Here is a 22,246-nt window from a genome sequence, read left to right as displayed (position 1 = left end):
GAAAGCGCAAAAACGGCCGCGCGTCATCACAGGCGGTACTGTATAAAAAAACAGTAGTGTTTGCAAGCGCAAATTGCCGGGTGTTTGACAAAGCTCGCGTTGTTGCGGCAAATCAAACACAATACAGAGGTATATCAGGTCTAATCACACACCCTACCCGGTGCTCCGAAATGCGTATTTTACTTGCCGAAGATGATAGCGTGCTCGCCGACGGCCTGACCCGCTCGCTGCGCCAGTCCGGTTATGCGATCGACTGCGTCAAGAACGGCCAGGATGCCGACACGGCCCTGTCGACCCAGGAATTCGACCTGCTCATCCTTGACCTTGGCCTGCCCAAGCTGTCCGGGCTCGAAGTGCTGCGCCGCCTGCGCGCGCGCGGCTCGCTCCTGCCGGTGCTGATCCTCACCGCGGCCGACTCCATCGAACAGCGCGTCAACGGCCTGGACCTAGGTGCGGACGACTACATGGCCAAGCCGTTCGCGCTGTCCGAGCTCGAGGCGCGCGTGCGCGCCCTCACCCGGCGCGGCGCCGGCGGCGGCCCCACGGTCATCCGCCACGGCCCGCTCACCTACGACCAGGTCGGGCGCAGCGCCTACATCAACGACCAGATGCTCGACCTGTCCGCGCGCGAGCTCGGGCTGCTCGAGGTGCTGCTGGCGCGCACCGGGCGCCTGGTCTCGAAGGAGCAGCTGGTGGACCACCTGTGCGAATGGGGCGAGGAGGTCTCGAACAACGCGATCGAGGTCTACGTGCACCGCCTGCGCAAGAAGATCGAGGTCGGCGGGGTGCGCATCGCCACCGTGCGCGGCCTTGGCTACTGCCTGGAAAAATACTCGGACGCCAACCGTCCCCCCACCGCACCGGCCACTGACAGCAAGTGAACGATCGCGACGCCGGCCTGACCAGGCTGCCCGATGCGCGGGCCGCCGAGGCGCCGTACGTACCGCCCAATCCCGAGCCCGAGGAGAACATCCAGCACTCGCTGTTCGGCGAGATCCTGGACTGGATGCTGGCGCCGCTGCTGCTGCTCTGGCCGATGAGCATCGCGATCACCTACCTGGTGGCCAAGTCGATCGCCAACGAACCGTTCGACCACGCGCTCAAGGACAACCTGACCGTGCTGGCCCAGCAGGTGCGCGAGGTGGACGGCAAGCTCGCCGCGCACCTGCCCGACAGCGCGCGCGACATCCTGCGCGCCGACGACGTGGACAGCGTGTACTTCCAGATCACCGGCCCGCACGGCGCCTTCGTGGACGGCGACCGCGACCTGCCGCTGCCGTCCGAGGAAGAGGTGGTGGACGGCCCCGAGGTCCAGTTCCGCACCGACCGCCTGCACGGCACCCCGGTGCGCATCGCCTACGCCTATGTGCACCTGGACCCGGCCCATCCCGACGCCGACGGCAGCCTGGCGCTGGTGCAGGTGGGCGAGACGCTGGAAAAGCGCGCCCAGCTGGCCAACGCGATCATCAAGGGCGTGATCCTGCCCCAGTTCATCATCCTGCCGGTGATCCTGGCGCTGGTCTGGTTCGCGCTCTCGCGCGGGCTGTCGCCGCTGGCCCAGCTGCAGGAGCGCATCCGCGCGCGCCGCCCGGACGACCTGTCGCCGATCGACTCGCGCCAGGTGCCGGAAGAGATTTCGCCGCTGGTCGGCTCGCTCAACGACATGCTCGAACGGCTGTCGCAGACGATCGACATGCAAAAGCGCTTCATCGCGGACGCCGCGCACCAGATGAAGACCCCGCTGGCCGGCATGCGCATGCAGTCCGAGCTGGCGCTGCGCCAGGCCGACGCCGACGAGATCCACCGCTCGCTCGAGCAGCTGGCCAAGAGCAGCGAGTCGGCCACGCGCCTGGTGAACCAGCTGCTGGCGCTCGCGCGCGCCGAGAACCAGCCGCACGCCGGCCTGGCGTTCGAGAAGGTCGACCTGATCCAGCTGGCGCGCAACACGGTGCAGGAATGGGTGCAGGCCTCGTTCGCGCACCAGATCGACCTGGGCTTCGAGCCGCTCGACGACAAGATCGAAATCGCCGGCAACGCGATGATGCTGCGCGAGATGCTGTCGAACCTGATCGACAACGCGCTGCGCTACACGCCCGCGGGCGGCAGCGTGACCGTGCGCGTGCGGCGCGACGGCGAGAACGCGCTGCTCGAAGTGGAAGACACCGGCCCGGGCATCGCCCCGTCCGAGCGCGCCAACGTGTTCGAGCGCTTCTACCGCATCCTCGGCTCGCAGGCCCCCGGCAGCGGCCTGGGCCTGGCCATCGTGCGCGAAATCGCGCAGCAGCACGGCGCCGAGATCGACCTGTTCAACAATCCGCGCAGCCATTCGAAAAAGAACCCGGGCAGCCTGTTCCGGCTGACCTTCCCGCCACCCGCGATCACCGACGACCATGCCTCCTAGCGCCCCTCCCGCCTCCGTGCCCGACCAGCAGCAGCAAGAACAGCTTGCGCGTGCGCGCGAGCTGCACTGGCAGCGCGCGCGCCGCTTCACGCTGGTGCTGCTGGCCCTGTGGCTGGCGACCGGCTTTTGCACGGTGTACTTCGCGCGCGCCCTGGCGCACCTGACGCTGTTCGGCTGGCCGCTGTCGTTCTACATGGCCGCGCAGGGCGCCTCGCTGATGTACCTGGCCATCATCGGCGGCTACGCGATCCGCATGCGCCGGCTGGACCGCGAGTACGCGCGCGCGGCCGGGGAGAGTGCATGAACGCGGCGCACAACTACTTCCAGCGCCTGTCGCGCTACTACCTCTGGTACACCGCCTGCTTCATCGCCTTCTTGCTGGCGCTTGGCCTGCTCGAGCGCGAAGGCATGCCGCGCCTGTGGATCGGCTACCTGTTCATGTTCGCGACCATCGTGCTGTACGCAACGATCGGCGTGATCACGCGCACCTCCAACGTCTCGGAATACTACGTGGCCGGGCGGCGCGTGCCGGCCCTGTTCAACGGCATGGCCACCGCCGCCGACTGGATCTCGGCGGCCAGCTTCATCAGCCTCACCGGCAGCCTGTACCTGCGCGGCTTCGACGGCCTGGCCTACATCATGGGCTGGACCGGCGGCTACTGCCTGGTGGCGTTGCTGATCGCCCCCTACCTGCGCAAGTTCGCCCAGTACACCGTGCCCGACTTCCTGGCGGCGCGCTACGGCGGCGGCGCCGGCTCGCGCGGCGGACCGGTGCGCGTGATCGCGGTGGGCGCCACCATCATCATCTCGTTCACCTACGTGGTGGCGCAGATCTACGCGGTGGGCCTGATCGCCTCGCGCTTTACCGGCGTCGATTTCTCGGTCGGGATCTTCCTCGGCCTGGCCAGCATTTTGGTGTGCTCGTTCCTGGGCGGGATGCGCGCCATCACCTGGACCCAGGTGGCCCAGTACATCATCATCCTGGTCGCGTTCCTGATCCCGACCATGTGGCTGTCCACCAAGCACGCCGGCAACCCGGTGCCGCAGATCGCCTACGGCTCGGTGCTGCCCAAGCTGGCGCAGCGCGAAGCCCAGCTGGTGCACGACCCGCGCGAGCAGGACGTGCGCGACCGCTTCCTGCAGCGCGCGGCCGACTACCAGCACCGCCTGGCCGGCCTGCCGGCCTCGTGGGCGGCCGGCAAGCGCGAAGTGCAGCGCAAGCTGGACGCGGCGCGCCTGCGCAATGCCTCGCTCACCGAGATCCGCGCGGCCGAGCGCGAGCTCGCGGCCTACCCGAAGAATCCCGAGGACGCGGTGCGCATCTGGACCGAGCTGAAGGCGTCCAGCCTGGCGCGCGCGCGCCCGCCCGAGCCGCACGCGACGCCCTTCCCCGGCGCGTCCGAAGAGGCGTCCGACATCCGCCGCAACAACTTCCTGGCGCTGGCGCTGTGCCTGATGATGGGCACCGCCGCGCTGCCGCACATCCTGATGCGTTCGTACACCACGCCGTCGGTGCACGAAACCCGGGTGTCGGTGTTCTGGACCCTGTTCTTCATCCTGCTGATCTACCTGACCATCCCGGCGCTGGCGGTGCTGGCCAAGTACGACATCTACACCTTCCTGGTCGGCAGCGACTACCACCACCTGCCCTCGTGGATCTCGTACTGGGCCAACGTGGACCGGGTCAATCCGCTCATCAACGTCACCGACATCAACGGCGACGGCATCGTGCAGCTGGCCGAGATCGCGATCGACGGCGACGTGCTGGTGCTGGCCACGCCCGAGATCGGCGGGCTGCCCTACGTGGTCTCGGGCCTGGTGGCAGCCGGGGGCCTGGCGGCCGCGCTGTCCACTGCCGACGGGCTGCTGCTGGCGATCTCCAACGCGCTCTCGCACGACATCTACTACAAGATCGTGGACCCGGGAGCCTCCACCCAGAAGCGGGTGACGATCTCCAAGCTGCTGCTGCTCGCGGTGGCCTTCATTGCCGCCTATGCCGCCTCGCAAAAGCCGGCCGACATCCTGTCGCTGGTCGGGGCCGCGTTCTCGCTGGCGGCATCCACCCTGTTCCCGCCGCTGGTGGCGGGCGTGTTCTGGAAGCGCGCCAACCACGTGGGCGCGGTGTCGGGCATGGTGGTGGGCTTCGTGGTCTGCCTGTTTTACATGCTGCACACGAACCCCAGCCTGGGCGGCAGCCTGGCAGCGACGTGGTGGAATATCGCGCCGATTTCGGCCGGCGTGTTCGGCGTGCCGGCCGGTTTTGCGGCGATCGTCATCGGCAGCCTGCTCACCGCGCCGCCACACCGCAGCAGCGCCGGGCTGGTCGATTACATCCGTGCGCCGGAACAGGTGGCCGATTCGCAGGCACCAACGCCGCAGTGAGCGGTCTCGGCGGCACGCCACGGTCCATGCCGATGTGATAATTTACTTGCTGTTCGACAAAATCATCGAAGGAGACCACCGAATGGCAGCGCGCACCCTGTTGAAGATCCTCTTGCTGGCCTTGCCGGCCGCCGTGCAGGCGACACCCCAGAACGACCAGTGGCACGCCAAGGCGCGCGCGCTGCTCGAGCATGCGGTGAACGTGCCCACGGTCGCGGGCCGCGACCGGGTGCCCGAACTGGCCAACTGGCTGGCCGACCAGTACCGCGCGGCCGGCATCCCGGATGCCGACATCCACGTCATGCCCTACGAGAAGACGGCCGCCCTGATCGTGCGCTGGCGCGCGCCCGGCAAGCCGGCCGCCAAGCCGATCATGGTCATGGCCCACATGGATGTGGTCGAGGCCAAACGCGAGGACTGGTCGGACACCGATCCGTTCGTGTTCACCGAAAAGGACGGCTACTACTACGGCCGCGGCACCACCGATATCAAGTCGGGCATTGCCGCCACCACCGCCGCCATCCTCAAGCTCAAGGCCAGCGGCTTTACGCCCAGGCGCGACATCATCGTGTTCTACACCGGCGACGAGGAGACGGTCGGGATCGGCGCCACGCTCGGCGCGACCAAGTGGCACGACCTGCTGGACGTCGAATACGGCCTGAACGCCGACGGCGGCGGCGGCGGCTTCACGCCGGACGGCCGCGCGCTGGGCTTCACCATGCAAAGCGCCGAGAAGACCTTCGCCGACTACACCTTCACCGTGAAGAACCGCGGCGGCCACTCGTCCAAGCCGCGCGCCGACAACGCCATCTACCAGCTGGCCAACGCCTTGCATCGCCTGGAGACCTATCGCTTCGAGCCGGTGCTCAATGAAACGACGCGCGCCTACTTCGCGGGCCGTGAAAAGACCGAGACCGGCCCGCTGGGCGACGCGATGCGCGCCTGGCTGAAGAACCCTGCGGACGGCAAGGCTGCCGACTTCATCGAAGCCGATGAAGGCGAGGTTGGCCTGACGCGCACGCGCTGTGTGGCCACGCTGCTGTCCGGCGGCCATGCCGACAACGCACTGCCGCAGACGGCCACCGCCAACATCAACTGCCGCATCATGCCGGGCGTGTCGCCGGATGCGGTGCGCGCCGAGCTGGAAAAAGTGGCGGCCGATCCGGGCGTGGCGGTCACGCGCGCCGACAAGTACGTGACCTCGCTGGCTTCGCCGCTGCGTCCGGACGTGGTGGCCGCGTTCACCGAGGCGGTCCACACGCACCATCCGGGCGCGCCGGTATTCCCCGAGATGAGCACCGGCGCCAGCGACGCGCGTCCGTTCCGCGAGGTGGGCATTCCGGTGTACGGCGTCGATGGCGCCTGGTCGATCGTGCCAACCGACCTGCGCGCGCACGGCCGCGACGAACGGCTGCCGGTGAAGGCGCTGGACGACAACGTGGACCATTGGGTGGTGCTGCTGAAAAAGCTGGGCGGGTAGGATCGCCGGCTGGGCGCGTGGGCAGGGGGCGTCATCCGCCGCGCATGAAATGGCAACAGCGCATAGCGTCATGGAAACCTAGCTGTTATTCTTGAGCGAGCCGCCCGGCGGCACAACGACCAGAATAACAAGGACGAAAACCCATGCCGTTCCCTTTCCGTACCGCGTGCGCCAGCATGCTGCTCGCGCTTGCCATTTCCACCGCCCACGCCCAACCGGTCGCCGCGCCCGCCGCGCCGCCATCGGTCGAGGCGTTCTTCGCCAGTGCCAAGTTCGGCGGCGCGACCCTGTCGCCGAGCGGTAAATACATCGCCGCCCGCGCCGGCGCCGAAGGCCAGCGCGACATGCTGATGGTGGTAGACCTGACCACCAACACCGGCAAGGTGGTGGCCGCCTACAACGATGCCGACATCGACACCTTCCGCTGGGTGAACGACGAGCGGCTCGTCTTCAACGTGCAGGACAAGGACCTGGGCACGGGCGACAAGTACTACGCGCCCGGCCTGTTCGCGGTGAACCGCGATGGCAGCAACCTGGTTCAGCTGGCGGATCGCTTCCGCGGTGCCCAGTCGCTCGGCCGCAAGATCCTGCCCTTTTACACCTACCTGTTCGAGCAGCCCGGCCCCAGGAATTCCGAATGGGTGTACGTGTTCCAGCCGGAGTGGGCCGAAACCGGAAAGCTGAGCCATATCTCGCTGATGCGCCTGAACACGGTCACTGGCCAGACCGAGATGGTGCCGCGGCCGGCCAAGGTGCAGGGCTGGATGCTCGATGAGAAGGGCGAGCCGCGCCTGGCCACGGGCACGGACAAGAACCTGACCACCATCTACTACCGCGATCCCGCCAACAACGAATGGCGCAAGCTGGCCAGCTTCGACCCGTACAAACAAGACACCGACAAGATCCTCCCGGTCGGTTTCGGTCCGGACGGCACGCTGTACGTGACGGCCCAGGCCGGCAAGGACACCCGGTCGCTGTACACCTTCAACTTCAAGACCGGCAGCATCAACCCGGATCCCGTGATCGTCACCGCCGGGTACGACTTCAACGGCAAGCTCATCACGAGCAAGGACAAGGTGCTGGGCCTGGACTTCACCACCGATGCCCATTCGCAAGAATGGCTCGACCCGGGCATGAAGGCGCTCCAGCAAGAGGTGGACAAGGCCCTGCCGGCCACCGTCAACCTGCTGCTGTCCACGCCCAAGAAGGAAGCGCCGTGGGTGCTGGTGGTGGGCTATTCGGACGTGATTCCGCCCGCCTACTGGCTGTACAACAAGGACACCAGGCAGGTCAGCAAAGTGGGCGACTCGCACCCCGCCATCAACCCGCGGCAGATGGGACACCAGCAGCCCATCCGCTACAAGGCGCGTGACGGCCTCGATATCCCTGCCCTGCTGACCCTGCCGCCCGGCGGCAAGAGCAACCTGCCGCTGGTGGTGCTGGTCCACGGCGGCCCGTGGACCAACGGCACCGCCTGGGGCTGGAACCCGATCAGCCAGTTCCTGGCCTCACGCGGCTATGCGGTGCTCGAGCCGTCGTTCCGCGGCACCACCGGGCTGGGCTCCAGGCACATGCTGTCCAGCTTCAAGCAATGGGGCCTGGCCATGCAGAACGACGTGGCCGACGGCACCCGCTACCTGATCGGCAAAGGCATCGCCGACCCGAAGCGGATCTGCATTGCCGGCGCCAGCTACGGCGGCTACGCCACACTGATGGGCCTGGTCAACGACCCGGACCTGTACAAGTGCGGCGTGAATTGGGTTGGCGTGACCGACATCAACCTGATGTACAAGGGCAGCTGGAACTACCGCTCGGACATGACGGACGAATGGAAGCAGTACGGCATGCCCGACATGATCGGCGACCCGGTCAAGGATGCGGCCCAGCTCAAGGCGACCTCGCCGATCGAACAGGCGTCGCGCATCACCCAGCCGGTGCTGATGGCCTACGGTGGCGTGGACGAGCGCGTGCCGATGTACCACGGCAAACAGTTCTATGATGCGGTGACCAGGACGAACAAGAACGTCGAATGGATCGAGTATCCGGACGAGGGACACGGTTGGCATCTGCCGAAGAACAATTACGATTTCTGGACCCGGGTCGAGAAGTTTTTGGACAAGAACATCGGGCCGGGCTCGCAGAAGCAGCAATAACCAGCCGTCGTTCCGGCGAAAGCCGCGGCCCATGCTGAGCTTGCGAAGTTGTCGGCACTGCTGTACTGCGAACTCAGCATGGGTCCCGGCCTGCGCCGGGACGACGTATCAACGCTAACAAGTCGCGAGGATGCTATGTCGTCAGGCAAAATATTGGTCGCACAGGGAGGCGGTCCCACCGCCGTCATCAACCAGTCGATGGTCGGGGTCACGCTCGAGGCGCGGCGCTTTCGCAACGTCACCCGCATCTATGGCGCGCTGCATGGCGTGCGCGGCATCGTCAACGAGGACTTCCTCGACCTGACCCAGGAGACCAGCCACAACCTCGAGCTGGTCGCCGCAACCCCGTCGTCGGCGCTCGGCTCGACGCGCGACAAGCCGGACATGGCTTACTGCCAGAGCATCTTCGAGGTGCTGCGCGCGCACGAGATCGAGCACTTCTTCTACATTGGCGGCAACGACTCGGCCGACACCGTGCGGATCGTCAGCGAAGAGGCGCGCAAGGCCGGCTACCCGCTGCGCTCGATCCACATTCCCAAGACCATCGACAACGACCTGGTCGGCAACGACCACACGCCCGGCTTTCCGTCCGCCGCGCGCTTCGTGGCGCAGGCCTTTGCCGGCGCCAACCTCGACAATGCCGCGCTGCCGGGCGTGTATGTCGGCGTGGTGATGGGGCGCCACGCCGGCTTCCTCACGGCCGCTTCGGCATTGGGCAAAAAGTTCCCCGACGACGGCCCACACCTGATCTACGTGCCCGAACGTACCTTCGAGCTGGAGCGCTTCCTTGCGGACGTGAAGGCGATGTATGAGCGCCATGGCCGCTGCGTGATCGCGGTGTCCGAAGGCATCCACGACGCCTCGGGCCAGCTGGTGGCCACGCTGCTGGCCAAGGAGATCGAGCGCGACCAGCACGGCAACGTGCAGCTGTCGGGCACCGGCGCGTTGGCGGACCTGCTGTGCGACGAGATCAAGTCCAAGCTGGGCATCAAGCGGGTGCGCGGGGACACCTTCGGCTACCTGCAGCGCTCCTTCATCGGCTGCGTGTCGGACGTGGACCAGCGCGAGGCGCGCGAAGTGGGCGAGAAGGCGGTGCAGTTCGCGATGTGGGGCGACCGCGACGGCTCGGTGGCGATCCGCCGCACCGGCTTCTACTCGGTCGATTACGAACTGCAGCCGCTCACCGCGGTGGCGGGCAAGACCCGCACCATGGAGGACGAGTTCATCGCGCCCTCGGGCACCGACGTCACCGATGCGTTTCGCCTGTACCTGCGGCCCTTGCTGGGCTCGGGCATGCCGGACGCCTTCCGCCTGCGCGGCGCAACGGTCGAGAAGGTGCTCAAGCGATGAGCTTCCCCCTGCCTTCCCCGCTCACCCTGCGCGCGGCCACGGACGCGGACGCGGCCTTCTGCCGCGCGCTGTTTGCCTCGACGCGGGACGACCTGCGCCAGTTGCCGCTGCCGGCGCCGATGCTCGAACAGCTGATCGACATGCAGCGCCACGCGCAGGAAACGAGCTGGCAGATGGCGTTCCCGCACGCCGCCGCGCTGATCCTCGAGTGCGACGCCCGGCCCATCGGCCGCCTGTTGCTCGATGCCTCGGGACGCGACTGGCGTGTGGTGGACATAGCGCTGGTGCCGGGCGAGCGCGGACGCGGCCATGGCGGCGTGCTGCTCGCCGCGGTGCGCGACCAGGCGCAGGCGGCGTGCGCATCGCTTGCCCTGTCGGTCTTACGCAGCAACGAGGCCGCGCTGCGCCTCTACCAGCGGCTGGGCTTCACGCTGGTGCGCAGCGACGAGATGCGCCACGAGCTGCTGTGGCAGGCCGGCGCCGGCGCTGAAGCGGCGCCGGCACGGTAGCACCAGGACGCCTCAGACCAGGAAGTCCCAGTTCGTTACCATCTCGCGGTGCCCGTTCATTTCGGGCGCCTGCACCATGAAGTCGGCCACTTGCTCCAGGCTCAGGCCATGCTGTTTCATCACGCCGACCCAGAAGTCCAGGCCCGCGGCGTCGGCCTTGCGGCTGAACAGCGCTTCGTACAACACTTCGACGTCGTGGCTGCTGCTGCCGTTGAGGGCCTCGTGGTGTGCGTTCCACTCGCCCTGCGTGATCATCATCATCGCCATTTTGCCCCAGCTCATGCCGTACTTCTGGTGCGCATCGGCCCAGAACTCGAAGCCGTACAGGTCGGCCTGGCGGCCGTAGATGCCCTGGTACAGGCCGGCAATGGTGGTGAGGTCGTCGCCGGTCGGGACGGCGACGGCGCTGTCGCCGAACTGCAGGGTCTCGACGTTGACCACCAGCGCCTTCACGGACGGCTGGGCCTTGGTGCTGACCACCTGGTAGCCGTTATGGAACTCGATGTTGAAGCTGTCGCGGTTGCCGTTGAAGGTGATCGTGTCGCTGCCGGCGCCGCCGTGCAGAAGCGTCTGCGTAGCCACAGGTGCCACGTCCGCCCGCACGTTCGCGCCGTTCTGCGCTGGCGGCAAGCCCCAGGTGAAGCCGTCGTTGCCGCCGCCGGCGTAGATCGCGCCGGAACCGCCGGTGGCCACCGTGAAGTGCTGGCTTGCCGCATCGCCCGACAGCAGCTGCGAGCGGCCGTCGGAAACCACGTTGGCGCCGCCGATCACTGCCGCAAAGTCCACGTTCTGCAGCCCGATGGTGGAACCGCTGGGCAGCCTGCTGGTGTCGATCACCAGCGCCACGTGCTGGTCCGGGCCGGTGGAACCGCTCAGGCTCAGGCTGCCCGTCGGAGCCGTCGGGCCGGACACCACCGGCACCACCGTTTCGACCAGCAGCGGCTGCGCCGCCGGCAGCTTGTCCAGGAAGCTCTGGCCGTTGCCGGTCAGGTGGCCCTGGTCGTCGATCGGGTGGTCAGGCGTGGCGGCCTTGATCGCGGCGATCAGCGTGGCACTGGCGTTCGCAGCCGGCTGGCTCGGCGTACCCGTGGCCGTCAAGCCGTAACCCGGTGCCACCTGCGCGGTGAGCACGCTGCCGCCGGCGTTGCTTGCCAGCGGAATGTCGGCCACGCCGGGGCTGCCGGTGCTTTCGACACGGGTCGGCGTGACGATCGGGATAACGACGGCCGTGCCGGCCTGGCCCCCCGGCAGGGTCACCTGGGTGGTTGCAACCTGCACCCCATCGACCAGGTTCGTCTGTACCGATCTCTCCACGACGTGCAGCGTGAAGGTTGCGCTGGCGCCGGACAGGTTTCCGGCTGCGTCGTACTGGCGCGCGGTCAGGCTGTGCGTACCGAGCAGCATATTGGCCGGCGCGATCGTCCACTTGCCACTTGCATCGGCGGTGGCGACGCCAATCCTGGCCGCGCCGTCATACAGCTCAACCTTGGCATTGGCGAGCGCGCTGCCCTCGAACGCCGGCACGTATTCGGTAACGCCGTCGCCCCGGGTATCGGAGTCGGAGGCAGCCGTCAGCGCGGGCGCGGCTGGCGCGGCCGGTGCGGTGGTGTCGATCGCCAGGTTCAGCGGCGCGCTGGCCGCGGAGACGTTCCCGGCGGCGTCGGTTTCCTTGACGCTCAAGTTGTGGCTGCCTTCGGCCAGCGCGCTGGCGGTGATTTGCCAGGCGCCGGTTGCATCCGCCTGCACGCTGCCCAGCAGCGTGGCGCCGTCGGTGTCATACAGGCTGACCTGTGAGAACGCCTCGCCGTGGCCGGCGACGGTCGGCGTGGCCACGTTGGTCAGCCCGTCGCCCACGGCGCCGCTGTCGCTTGCCGCCAGCAGGACCGGCGCGGCCTGCGCCGCCGGCGCCGTCAAGTCGATGTCAATGTGCAGGCGCGCGGGCGCGGCGCCCGTGTTACCTGCGGTGTCGGTCGCGGTCGCGCTGACATCGTGGCTGCCGCCCGCCATCGCCGACGCGGTGATCGTCCAGTTGCCCGCGCCGTCCGCGGTCGCGCTGCCCAGCAGCGTGGTGCCGTCTGTGTCGAACAGCTTGACCAGTGCGCCCGCTTCCGCGGTGCCGTTGAAGGTCGGGGTGGCCAGGTTGGTCAGCTTGTCGGTGCTGGAGGCGCCGGTGTCGGACGACGGCGCAAGGCCGCCGATCTCGACCGCCGGTGCAGCGGCGTCGAGCACGTAGGCGCGCGAGACGACCGCGCCGTCATTGCCGGCGGCGTCGGAGACTTTCACCTTGACGGTGCCGCTGCCGCTCAGCACCTGCCCGGCCAGCGTCCAGGTGGACTGGCCAGCGGTCGCCGTCGCGGCGGCCCAGGTCGAGCCGTTGTCCAACGAAACGTACACAGTGTCGCCAGCAGCCAGATTGGCCGAGAGGTTGCCGCTGATGACCTGCGCCGCGGCGCTGGTCACCAGGTCAGTGCCGGAGGCACCGGTGTCGTTCGAGAACGCCACGCTGCTGACGGTCACGCCCGGCGCGCTTGTGTCGAGCACATACGCCTGCGTGGACACGGCGCCGTCGTTGCCCGCGGTATCGGTCACTTTCAGCTTGATGCTGCTGGCGCCTGCCAGAAGCGCGCCATCCCAGGCGAGCGTGGTGCCCGTGACCTTGGCCGTGATGTCGGTCCAGGTGGCGCCTCCGTCGAGCGAGCCGTACACCGCGTCGCCGGCCTCCAGCGGCGCGCTGAGGGTGGCGCTGATGGTCTGGGTGGTGGTGTTGGTGACGAAGTCGCTGGCCGATACGCCGCTGTCCGTCGACAGGGCCAGGTTCGAGAAGGTGACGCTTGAAGCCGCCGTGTCCAGCGTGTACGCGTGCGAATACACGACGCTGTCGTTGCCCGCGATGTCGGTGATCTTGACCTTCAGCGTACCGCTTGCGGTGAGCGTCTGGCCAGCCAGCGACCAGGTGCTGCCGCTGGCGCTGGCAGCGGTCCAGCTGGCGCCGGCGTCGAGCGACACGTAGACGGTGTCGCCGGCTGCGATGCTGGCCGACAGCGTGCCGCTGATCGTCTGGGCCGCGCTCTTCGTGACGAAGTCCGTGCCGGAGGCGCCGGTATCGTTGGAGAAGGCGGCCACGGTGGCCGTCGCGGCCGGGGCGAGCGTGTCGAGCACATAGGCTTGCGAGTACGCGGGGCCATCATTGCCGGCCGCGTCGCTCACCTTCAGCTTGATGGTGCTGGAGCCGGCCAGCAGCGCGCCGTCCCACGCCAGCGTGGTGCCGGAGACCTTCGCCGTGATGTCGGTCCAGGTGGCGCCGCCGTCGAGCGAGCCGTACACGATATCCCCAAGCGCCAGTGCCGCGCTGAGGGTCGCGCTGATGGTTTGGCTGGCCGCGTTGGTGATGAAGTCGGCGCCCGAGCTGCCGGTGTCGACCGACAGGTGCAGGCCGCTGAAGCTGAGGACCGGCGCCGTGGTATCCACCGTGTAGGCTTGGCTGGCCGCCGCGCCATCGTTGCCGGCCAGGTCGCTCACCTTGAACTTGATCGTGCTGCTGCCGGCGAGCGTGACGCCGTCCCACGCGATGGTGGTGCCGGTGACCTTGGCCGTGATATCGGTCCAGGTGGCTCCGCCATCGAGCGAACCGTACAGCGCGTCGCCGGCGCCCAGCACGCCGCTAAGGGTGGCGCTGATGGTCTGGCTGGCGGTCTTGGTGACAAAGTCGGAGGACGACGCGCCGCTGTCCGCGGATAAGGCGATGTTCGCGACCGTGGTCGCGGGCGCGGTGGTGTCGAGCACATAAGTGTGCGAATAGATCGCGCCGTCGTTGCCGGCGGTGTCGCCAACCTTGACCTTGATGGTGCTGCTGCCCGAGACGGTCTGCCCCGGCAGCGACCATGTCGCCTGCCCGACCGACGCGTTGGCCGTGGCCCAGGTCGCGCCATCGTCGAGCGAGACATACACGGCTTCGCCGCTTGCCAGCACAGCGGTGAGCGTGCCGGTGATGTCCTGTGCCGTAGTGTGGGTGACCAGGTCGGTGGCCGAAGTGCCGGTGTCGCCGGAGAAGCTGACGCTCGCCCCGGTCTTGGCCGGGGCGGTGGTGTCGAGCACGTACGACTGTGCGGCCACCGCGCCGTCGTTGCCGGCTGCATCAACGACCTTCAGCTTGATGCTGCTGCCGGTAAGCGTTGCGCCGTCCCACGTGAGCGTCGTGCCCGAGACCTTGGAGGTCACGTTGGTCCAGGTGGCGCCGCCGTCGGTCGAACCATACACGATGTCGCCAAGCGCAAGGCCACCACTCAACGTTGCGGTGATGGTCTGGCTGGCCGTGTTGGTGATGAAGTCGGTGGACATCGCGCCGGTGTCGGCCGAGATGTGCACGTCGCTGAAAGTGAGCGCCGGCGCGGTCGTGTCGAGCGTGTACGCCTGGCTGGCGACGGCGCCATCGTTGCCGGCAAGGTCGCTCACCTTGAACTTGATCGTGTTGTTGCCGGAGAGGGTGACGCCGTCCCACGCGATGGTGGTGCCGGTGACCTTGGCCGTGATGTCGGTCCAGGTGGCGCCACCGTCGAGCGAACCGTACAGCGCCTCGCCCGCGCCCAGCGCGCCGCTCAGGGTAGCGCTGATGGTCTGGCTGGCGGTATTGGTGAAGAAGTCGGTAGCCGACGAACCCGTATCCGCGGACAGGACGATGTTCGCGATCGTGGCCGTGGGCGCGGTGATGTCGAGCACGTAGGACTGGGCGCTCACCGCGCCGTCGTTGCCGGCTGCATCAACGACCTTCAGCTTGATGCTGCTGCCGGTAAGCGTTGCGCCATCCCACGTGAGCGTCGTGCCCGAGACCTTGGCCGTGACATCGGTCCAGGTGGCGCCGCCGTCGGTCGATCCGTACACGATGTCGCCAGCCGCCAGGCCGCCGCTCAGCGTGGCGGTAATGGTCTGGCTGGCCGTGTTGGTAATGAAGTCGGTGGACATCGCGCCTGTGTCCGCCGAGATGTGCACGTCGCTGAAAGTGAGCGCCGGCGCGGTCGTGTCGAGCGTGTACGCCTGGCTGGCGACGGCGCCATCGTTGCCGGCAAGGTCGCTCACCTTGAACTTGATCGTGTTGCTGCCGGCGAGCGTGACGCCGTCCCACGTGATGGCGGTGCCGGTGACCTTGGCCGTGATGTCGGTCCAGGTGGCGCCGCCATCGAGCGAACCGTACAGCGCTTCGCCAGCGCCCAGCGCGCCGCTCAGCGTGGCGCTGATGGTCTGGCTGGCGGTCTTGGTGACAAAGTCGGAGGACGACGTGCCGCTGTCCGCGGACAGGGCGATGTTCGCGACCGTGGTCGTCGGTGCCACGGTGTCCAGAACATAGGTGTGCGAATAGATCGCGCCATCATTGCCTGCGGTGTCGCTCACCTTGACCTTGATGGTGCTGCTGCCCGCGAGCGTCTGCCCCGGCAGCGACCACGTCGCCTGCCCGACCGACGCGTTGGCCATGGTCCAGGTCGCGCCATCGTCGAGGGAGACATACACGGCTTCGCCGCTTGCCAGCGCGGCGGTGAGCGTGCCTGTGATGTCCTGTGCCGTAGTGTGGGTGACCAGGTCGGTGGCCGAGACACCGGTGTCGCCGGAGAAGCTGACGCTCGCGCCAGTCTTGGCCGGGGCGGTGGTGTCGAGCACGTAGGACTGGGCGCTCACCGCGCCGTCGTTGCCGGCTGCATCAACAACCTTCAGCTTGATGCTGCTGCCGGTAAGCGTGGCGCCGTCCCACGTGAGCGTCGTGCCCGAGACCTTGGCCGTGATGTCGGTCCAGGTGGCGCCGCCGTCGGTCGATCCGTACACGATGTCACCCGCCGCCAGGCCGCCGCTCAGCGTGGCGGTAATGGTCTGGCTGGCCGTGTTGGTTATGAAGTCGGTGGACATCACGCCGGTGTCGGCCGAGATGTGCACGTTGCCGAAGGTGAGCGCCGGAGCGGTCGTGTCGAGCGTGTACGCCTGGCTGGCGACGGCGCCATCGTTGCCGGCAAGGTCGCTCACCTTGAACTTGATCGTGTTGCTGCCGGCGAGCGTGACGCCGTCCCACGCGATGGTGGTGCCGGTGACCTTGGCCGTGATGTCGGTCCAGGTGGCGCCACCGTCGAGCGAACCGTACAACGCTTCGCCAGCGCCGAGCGCGCCGCTCAGGGTGGCGCTGATGGTCTGGCTGGCGGTATTGGTGACGAAGTCGGAGGACGACGTGCCGCTGTCCGCAGACAGCGCGATGTTCGCGATCGTGGTCGCGGGCGCGGTGGTGTCGAGCACATAAGTGTGCGAATAGACCGCGCCGTCGTTGCCCGCGGTGTCGCCAACCTTGACCTTGATGGTGCTGCTGCCCGCCAGCGTCTGCCCCGGCAGCGACCACGTCGCCTGCCCGACCGACGCGTTGGCCATGGTCCAGGTCGCGCCATCGTCGAGCGAGACATACACGGCTTCGCCGCTTGCCAGCGGGGCGGTGAGCGTGCCTGTGATGTCCTGTGCCGTAGTGTGGGTGACCAGGTCGGTGGCCGAGACACCGGTGTCGCCGGAGAAGCTGACGCTCGCGCCAGTCTTGGCCGGGGCGGTGGTGTCGAGCACGTAGGACTGGGCGCTCACCGCGCCGTCGTTGCCGGCTGCATCAACAACCTTCAGCTTGATGCTGCTGCCGGTAAGCGTGGCGCCGTCCCACGTGAGCGTCGTGCCCGAGACCTTGGCCGTGATGTCGGTCCAGGTGGCGCCGCCGTCGGTCGATCCGTACACGATGTCACCCGCCGCCAGGCCGCCGCTCAGCGTGGCGGTAATGGTTTGGCTGGCCGTGTTGGTGACGAAGTCGGTGGACATCGCGCCGGTGTCGGCCGAGATGTGCACGTCGCTGAATGTGAGCGCCGGCGCGATCGTATCGAGCGTGTACGCCTGGCTGGCGACGGCGCCATCGTTGCCGGCCTGGTCGCTCACCTTGAACTTGATCGTGTTGCTGCCGGCGAGCGTGACGCCGTCCCACGCGATGGTGGTGCCGGAGACTTTGGCCGTGATGTCGGTCCAGGTGGCGCCGCCGTCGAGGGAACCGTACAACGCTTCCCCCGCGCCCAGCGCGCCGCTCAGCGTGGCGCTGATGGTCTGGCTGGCGGTATTGGTGACGAAGTCGGAGGACGACGTGCCGCTGTCCGCAGACAGCGCGATGTTCGCGATCGTGGTCGCGGGCGCGGCGGCGTCGAGCACATAAGTGTGCGAATAGATCGCGCCGTCATTGCCTGCGGTGTCGCTCACCTTGACCTTGATGGTGCTGCTGCCCGCCAGCGTCTGCCCCGGCAGCGACCACGTCGCCTGCCCGACCGACGCGTTGGCCATGGTCCAGGTCGCGCCGTCGTCGAGCGAGACGTACACGGCTTCGCCGCTTGCCAGCGCGGCGGTGAGGGTGCCGCTGATGTCCTGTGGCGCAGTGCGGGTCACGAGGTCGGTGGCAGAAGTGCCGGTGTCGCTGGAGAAGCTGACGCTCGCGCCGGTATTGGCCGGGGCGGCGGTATCTAGCACGTACGACTGGGCGCTCACCGCGCCGTCGTTGCCGGCCGCGTCAACAACCTTCAGCGCGATGCTGCTGCCGGTGAGCGTTGCACCGTCCCACGTGAGCGTCGTGCCCGAGACCTTGGCCGTGACGTCGGTCCAGGTGGCGCCGCCGTCGGTCGATCCGTACACGGTGTCACCAGGCGCCAGGCTGCCGCTCAGCGTGCCGGTGATCGTCTGGCTGGCCGTGTTGGTGATGAAGTCGGTGGATATCACGCCGGTATCGGCCGAGATGTGCACGTTGCCGAAAGTGAGTGCCGGTGCGGTCGTGTCGAGCACGTAGGCTTGCGACGTGACGGTTCCGATGTTACCGGCGCTGTCCACGGCTCTCAGCTTAAGCGTGCCGCTGGAGGCCAGCGTCACGCCGTTCCATGTCAGTGTGGTACCGGAGATTTTGGCGGTAATGTTGGTCCAGGTAGCGCCGCCGTTCAGCGAGCCGTACACGGTGTCGCCTGCCGCCAGTGCCTGGCTGAGCGTTGCAGTGATGGTCTGGGCCGCCACGTTGGTGACGAAGTCGGTGCCGGACCGGCCGGTGTCGCCCGACAGCTGCAGGTTGCTGAAGGTAATGGCCGGCGCGACGGTATCGAGCACATACGCTTGGGTGTACACGGGGCCGTCGTTGCCAGCCGCGTCGCTGACCTTGACCTTGAGCGTGCCGCTGCCAGCCAGGAAGACGCCGGCCAGCTGGCTCCACGCGTTGCCGCTGGCGCTCGCGGCGGACCAGGTACTGCCACCGTCGAGCGATACCCAGACCGTTTCGCCGGCACCGATGTTGGCGCTGAGCGTGCCGCTGATGGTTTGCCAATCGTCGTTGGTAACGAAGTCCGTGGGCGATGAACCGGTGTCGTCGGAGAGGAATGCGCTGGCGATTGTCGTGGTCGGCGCGCTGGCGTCCACCGTGTAGGACTGGGTTGCCACGGTGCCGTCGTTGCCCGCCAGGTCGGTCACCTTGAACTTGATTGCGTTGGTGCCATTGGCAAGCGTCACGCCGTTCCAGGTGAGCGCCGTGCCCGACACCTTGGCCGTGATATTCGTCCAGGTGGCGCCGCCATCGACCGAGCCATACAGCGTATCCGTTCCTGCCAGTGCCGCGCTCAGGCTTGCGGTGATGGTCTGGCTGGCAGTCTTGGTGATGAAGTCGGTGGACGAATTGCCGGTGTCGGAAGACAGGGCAATGGCGCCAACCGTGATGGCCGGTGCGACCGTGTCGATGACATAGCTCGCCGAATACACGCTGCCTTCGTTGCCGATGGCGTCGGCCAGCTTGGCCTTGAGGGTGCCGCTGCCGGCCAGCGTCTGGCCAGACAGCATGAAGGTGGTCGTGCCCGCGCTGGCGCTGGCGGCAGTCCAAGTCGAACCATTGTCGAGCGAGACCAGGACCGTCTCGCCGGTGCCAAGCGGCGCCGAGAGCGTGCCCATGAGGGTCTGCGAGGCTATCTTCGTCACCAGGTCGGTGGGCGAGGCGCCGGTGTCGCCGGAAAACGCGACGCTGGTAACGGTGGCGGCGGGCGGGGTGGTGTCAATGACGATAGCCTTGTTGGCGCCGAGCGAGCCAGCGGTCCCCGGCACAGGCAGCGTCGTGTTCGCGTCCAGGTTCCCGACGGCGGTGCTCTTGATCGTAGCGCCATTGAGCGACAGTGCTGCCATCGAGCTGTAATCCAGGTCGGCCGAGTTCTCGCCATTGCCGACCACATAGCTGAAAGTCAGGGTTGAAGTGCCCGAGCCGCCGCTGTAGGTGGCCGCGCCGCCGCTCGCCAGCGCAAGGGTGGGCGTGCCGCCGCTGGTATCGACCGTGACCGCGTTGCTCATGGTGACCGAAATCGTCAGGGTCGAACCGGCTTTGTATGCGACATCCGCATCGGACGAGGTGACGTTGGTGATGGTCGGGATTTCCAGCACCTGCGACCACGCCGAGCGGGTTTGGGTCAGGCTGCCATAGCCGTCGTTCGCCACCACGTAGACGCTGAGGTACTTGTCCTTGTCCGACAAGGCCGGGGTATAAGTGGCGGTGTTGGCCCCGGTGATAAGAGCCGCGTTGGTGCCGTTGCTGTCGTCGGCACGGAACCACTGGTAGTTGTAAGTGAGCGAGTCGCCATCGATATCGGTCCAGCTGCCGCTGGCAGCGCCCGCCGCGCTGCCGACGGCCACCGTTCCCGTAATCGTGGGGCGCGCGGTGCAGACCGGCGGCGTATCGGTCACGGCGGTCCATCCGGAATAGCCCGGGGTGGAGCCGCCATAGCCATCGCTGGCCGTCACCTGCAGCCGCACGTACTTGTGCGCGTCACCCGCGTCGAGGACATAGCTTGCGCTGGTCGCGCCGCTGATGGCGGTGGCGCCGGTGCCGCTGCTGTCGTTGGCGCGGTACCACTGGTAGGCATAACCGGTCAGCGAATCGCCGTCGGCGTCAGTCCAGGTGCCGTTGGTGCCTGTCAGGGTCGCCCCGACCAATGTGTCGCCCGAGAGCGATGGCGCCACGCTGTTTGCCGGTGCGGAGTTGCCCACTACCGTCCACGCGGTGCTGGCGACGCTCGTGCCGCCGTGGTTGTCGTCGGCTGTCACCCTCAGGCTCAGGTACTTGTGCGCGTCCGCGCTGCCGGGCGTGTAGGTGTACATCCTGGCGCCCGTGATCGCGGCACTGCCGGTGCCGCTGCTGTCGTCGGCGCGGAACCACTGGAAGGTGTATAAGATGCTGTCATGGTCGATATCGGACCATGTGCCGATATTGCCAGTGATCGTGCTGCCAATCTGGGAGGTGCCAGTGACGTATGGCTGCACGCTGTTGACCGGGGCGGTGTCGGCCACGGCAGTCCATCCGGAAACGGCCACGGTCGAGTTGCCGGTGCCGTCGTTGGCCGTTATCTGGACTGCCAGGTACTTGTGCGCATCGGCGTCCCCGAGCGCGTAGGTGCTGGAGGCCGCGCCGGTGATGAGCGTGGCGGAGGTGCCGCTGCTGTCGAGGGCACGGAACCACTGGTAACTGTAGTTCAGCGGGTCGCCATCCGGGTCGGACCAGGTGCCAGTGCTGGCAGTGAGCACGTTGCCCAGCTTCGCGCTCCCGCTGAGGGATGGGGCAACCGTGTTGATGGGCGGACTGTTGGACTGCTTGAGGTCGTTGATCTGGATGTTGTCGAACAGCGGCGAATAGCTGGCGTTGTCCTGCAGCGTGATCCGGAACCCGTGGATGTCGTTGTACAGCAGCGTCAGGTAGGCCGGAACCAAAGCTTGCGTGAAGGTCGGCGCGGCGGAGCTGGTGCCATTGGCCGCGACGATAAATGCTGAGCCAGGAACCACGTTGTTCGACGCGTCGATGGCCTGGATCGTGAATACGCAGGCGCCTGGCGTGGGCGCCAGGTCGAACGATTGCAGGTCGAACGTGTACGTGCTGTCGTTCAGTTTCCAGTCGATATAGGTGATGTTGTTGCCCTGGACGCGAACGAACTGCTGGGTGCCGGTGGTGACACCTTTGACGGTCACTGGAATCGTGCTGCCGGAACTGGCCGCAACCAGGTTCCAGCCGCTGGCGTCAATATCGGTGGCAGTTACCGTACCGTTCACGCCCACGGAAAGCGTGCCGTAGGTAGTGGCGGTGGTGATGTCGGAGAAGGTGGTCAGCAGGGATGCCCTGGTCAGCACGCCGGCGTAGGCATCCTGGTGGCTGGCATCGATAATGCTGGCGCTGTCGATCTGGCCAGCGCTGTATTCAAGGTTCCAGTTGCCGCCCTTGCTGGCGGCGCCCGTGATGTCGGTGGAGACGGCCACATCCGCATGGGCTGCCGCGGCAATGTCCGCCGCCAACTGCTGCCCGGCCGTGCCGGCGCCAATATCGCAACCGTACAGCAGCAGGTCGCCGCCGGCATTGAGCGCTCGCCCGAGCGTGGCGAACTGGTCGCGCACCGAGGGCAAGGCCAGGCTCGCCGCAGTCACTTCGTCGGTGCCCAGGTGGAGTGTCGCTCCCGAACCATGCGACAAGATGTGAATCGCATCGTAGCCGCTGTGGGTTTGCGCCCAGCTGGCAAGCTGCGCCAGCCCGCCCTGCCCGCCATCAATCCTGACCACCTCAACGCCGGGGCGAACCGCCGCTTCCAGCGACAGGAAACCGGCGACGGATGTGTCGATGAACACGACTTCCTTGCGCACTGGGTTGCTCGTGGTTTGGCTTGCGGGGGTCGCGTCGTCCTCGGCGGCTGCATTGGGTGCGCCGGTGCCGGCATCGATCGGGTTGCGGTTCATTCTTCTTCTTTCTTTTTTGGCTGGGCGACGACGTGCGGCGCACTGGCGTGCGTCACGAACGCCAGGACGGCGGTGGACTGGACTTGGCCACGTCGCGCCCCCAGCAAGGGCTGTTCAGAACCGGGAATATACTGGCGAAAGTAACTATATGGCAACAAATCCGCAGCATTGCTGTCGGGAAATGGGCGGCACGGGG

9 protein-coding genes are annotated in these 22,246 nt (G+C 67.3%); 8 read left to right on the top strand and 1 reads right to left on the bottom strand.

What is annotated here, in order from left to right:
- Positions 1–170 precede the first annotated feature (170 nt).
- The 8 genes from NX774_RS16800 to NX774_RS16765 all read left to right on the top strand — a co-directional run bounded on the left by NX774_RS16800 (position 171) and on the right by NX774_RS16765 (position 10,275).
- Positions 171–881, top strand: a complete 711-nt coding sequence (locus NX774_RS16800) for a response regulator (protein ID WP_258823408.1) — start codon at positions 171–173, stop codon at positions 879–881.
- On the top strand, positions 878–2,401 hold the full coding sequence (locus NX774_RS16795) for a sensor histidine kinase (RefSeq protein ID WP_370660445.1): 1,524 nt from the start codon (positions 878–880) through the stop codon (positions 2,399–2,401). Before NX774_RS16800 ends, NX774_RS16795 begins: the two co-directional genes overlap by 4 nt.
- Positions 2,391–2,705 carry a DUF4212 domain-containing protein gene (locus tag NX774_RS16790; protein WP_258823407.1) on the top strand — a complete coding sequence of 105 codons (315 nt, stop codon included), beginning with the start codon at positions 2,391–2,393 and terminating at the stop codon, positions 2,703–2,705. The genes NX774_RS16795 and NX774_RS16790 overlap by 11 nt, the downstream gene beginning before the upstream one ends.
- Positions 2,702–4,783 carry a sodium:solute symporter family protein gene (locus tag NX774_RS16785; RefSeq protein ID WP_258823406.1) on the top strand — a complete coding sequence of 694 codons (2,082 nt, stop codon included), beginning with the start codon at positions 2,702–2,704 and terminating at the stop codon, positions 4,781–4,783. Before NX774_RS16790 ends, NX774_RS16785 begins: the two co-directional genes overlap by 4 nt.
- 82 nt (positions 4,784–4,865) lie before the next feature.
- The gene (locus tag NX774_RS16780) at positions 4,866–6,263 is read left to right on the top strand and encodes a M20/M25/M40 family metallo-hydrolase (protein ID WP_258823405.1); all 1,398 of its coding nucleotides are present in this window, start codon (positions 4,866–4,868) and stop codon (positions 6,261–6,263) included.
- 143 nt (positions 6,264–6,406) lie between these two features.
- Positions 6,407–8,416 (top strand): S9 family peptidase, encoded by a 2,010-nt coding sequence (locus NX774_RS16775; protein WP_258823404.1) that lies wholly within the window; start codon positions 6,407–6,409, stop codon positions 8,414–8,416.
- Positions 8,417–8,551: 135 nt separating this feature from the next.
- Positions 8,552–9,766 (top strand): 6-phosphofructokinase, encoded by a 1,215-nt coding sequence (locus NX774_RS16770; protein ID WP_258823403.1) that lies wholly within the window; start codon positions 8,552–8,554, stop codon positions 9,764–9,766.
- On the top strand, positions 9,763–10,275 hold the full coding sequence (locus NX774_RS16765) for a GNAT family N-acetyltransferase (protein ID WP_258823402.1): 513 nt from the start codon (positions 9,763–9,765) through the stop codon (positions 10,273–10,275). Before NX774_RS16770 ends, NX774_RS16765 begins: the two co-directional genes overlap by 4 nt.
- Positions 10,276–10,287: 12 nt before the next feature.
- Here NX774_RS16765 and NX774_RS16760 read toward each other — a convergent pair whose 3' ends face one another.
- The gene (locus tag NX774_RS16760; protein WP_258823401.1) at positions 10,288–22,050 is read right to left on the bottom strand and encodes an Ig-like domain-containing protein; all 11,763 of its coding nucleotides are present in this window, start codon (positions 22,048–22,050) and stop codon (positions 10,288–10,290) included.
- Positions 22,051–22,246: the final 196 nt, after the last annotated feature.

It is taken from the genome of Massilia agilis (assembly GCF_024756255.1).
Taxonomy (GTDB): domain Bacteria; phylum Pseudomonadota; class Gammaproteobacteria; order Burkholderiales; family Burkholderiaceae_D; genus Telluria; species Telluria agilis.
Note: the sequence above shows the minus strand (reverse complement) of the source record. Positions and strands in the feature narration are given on the sequence as shown.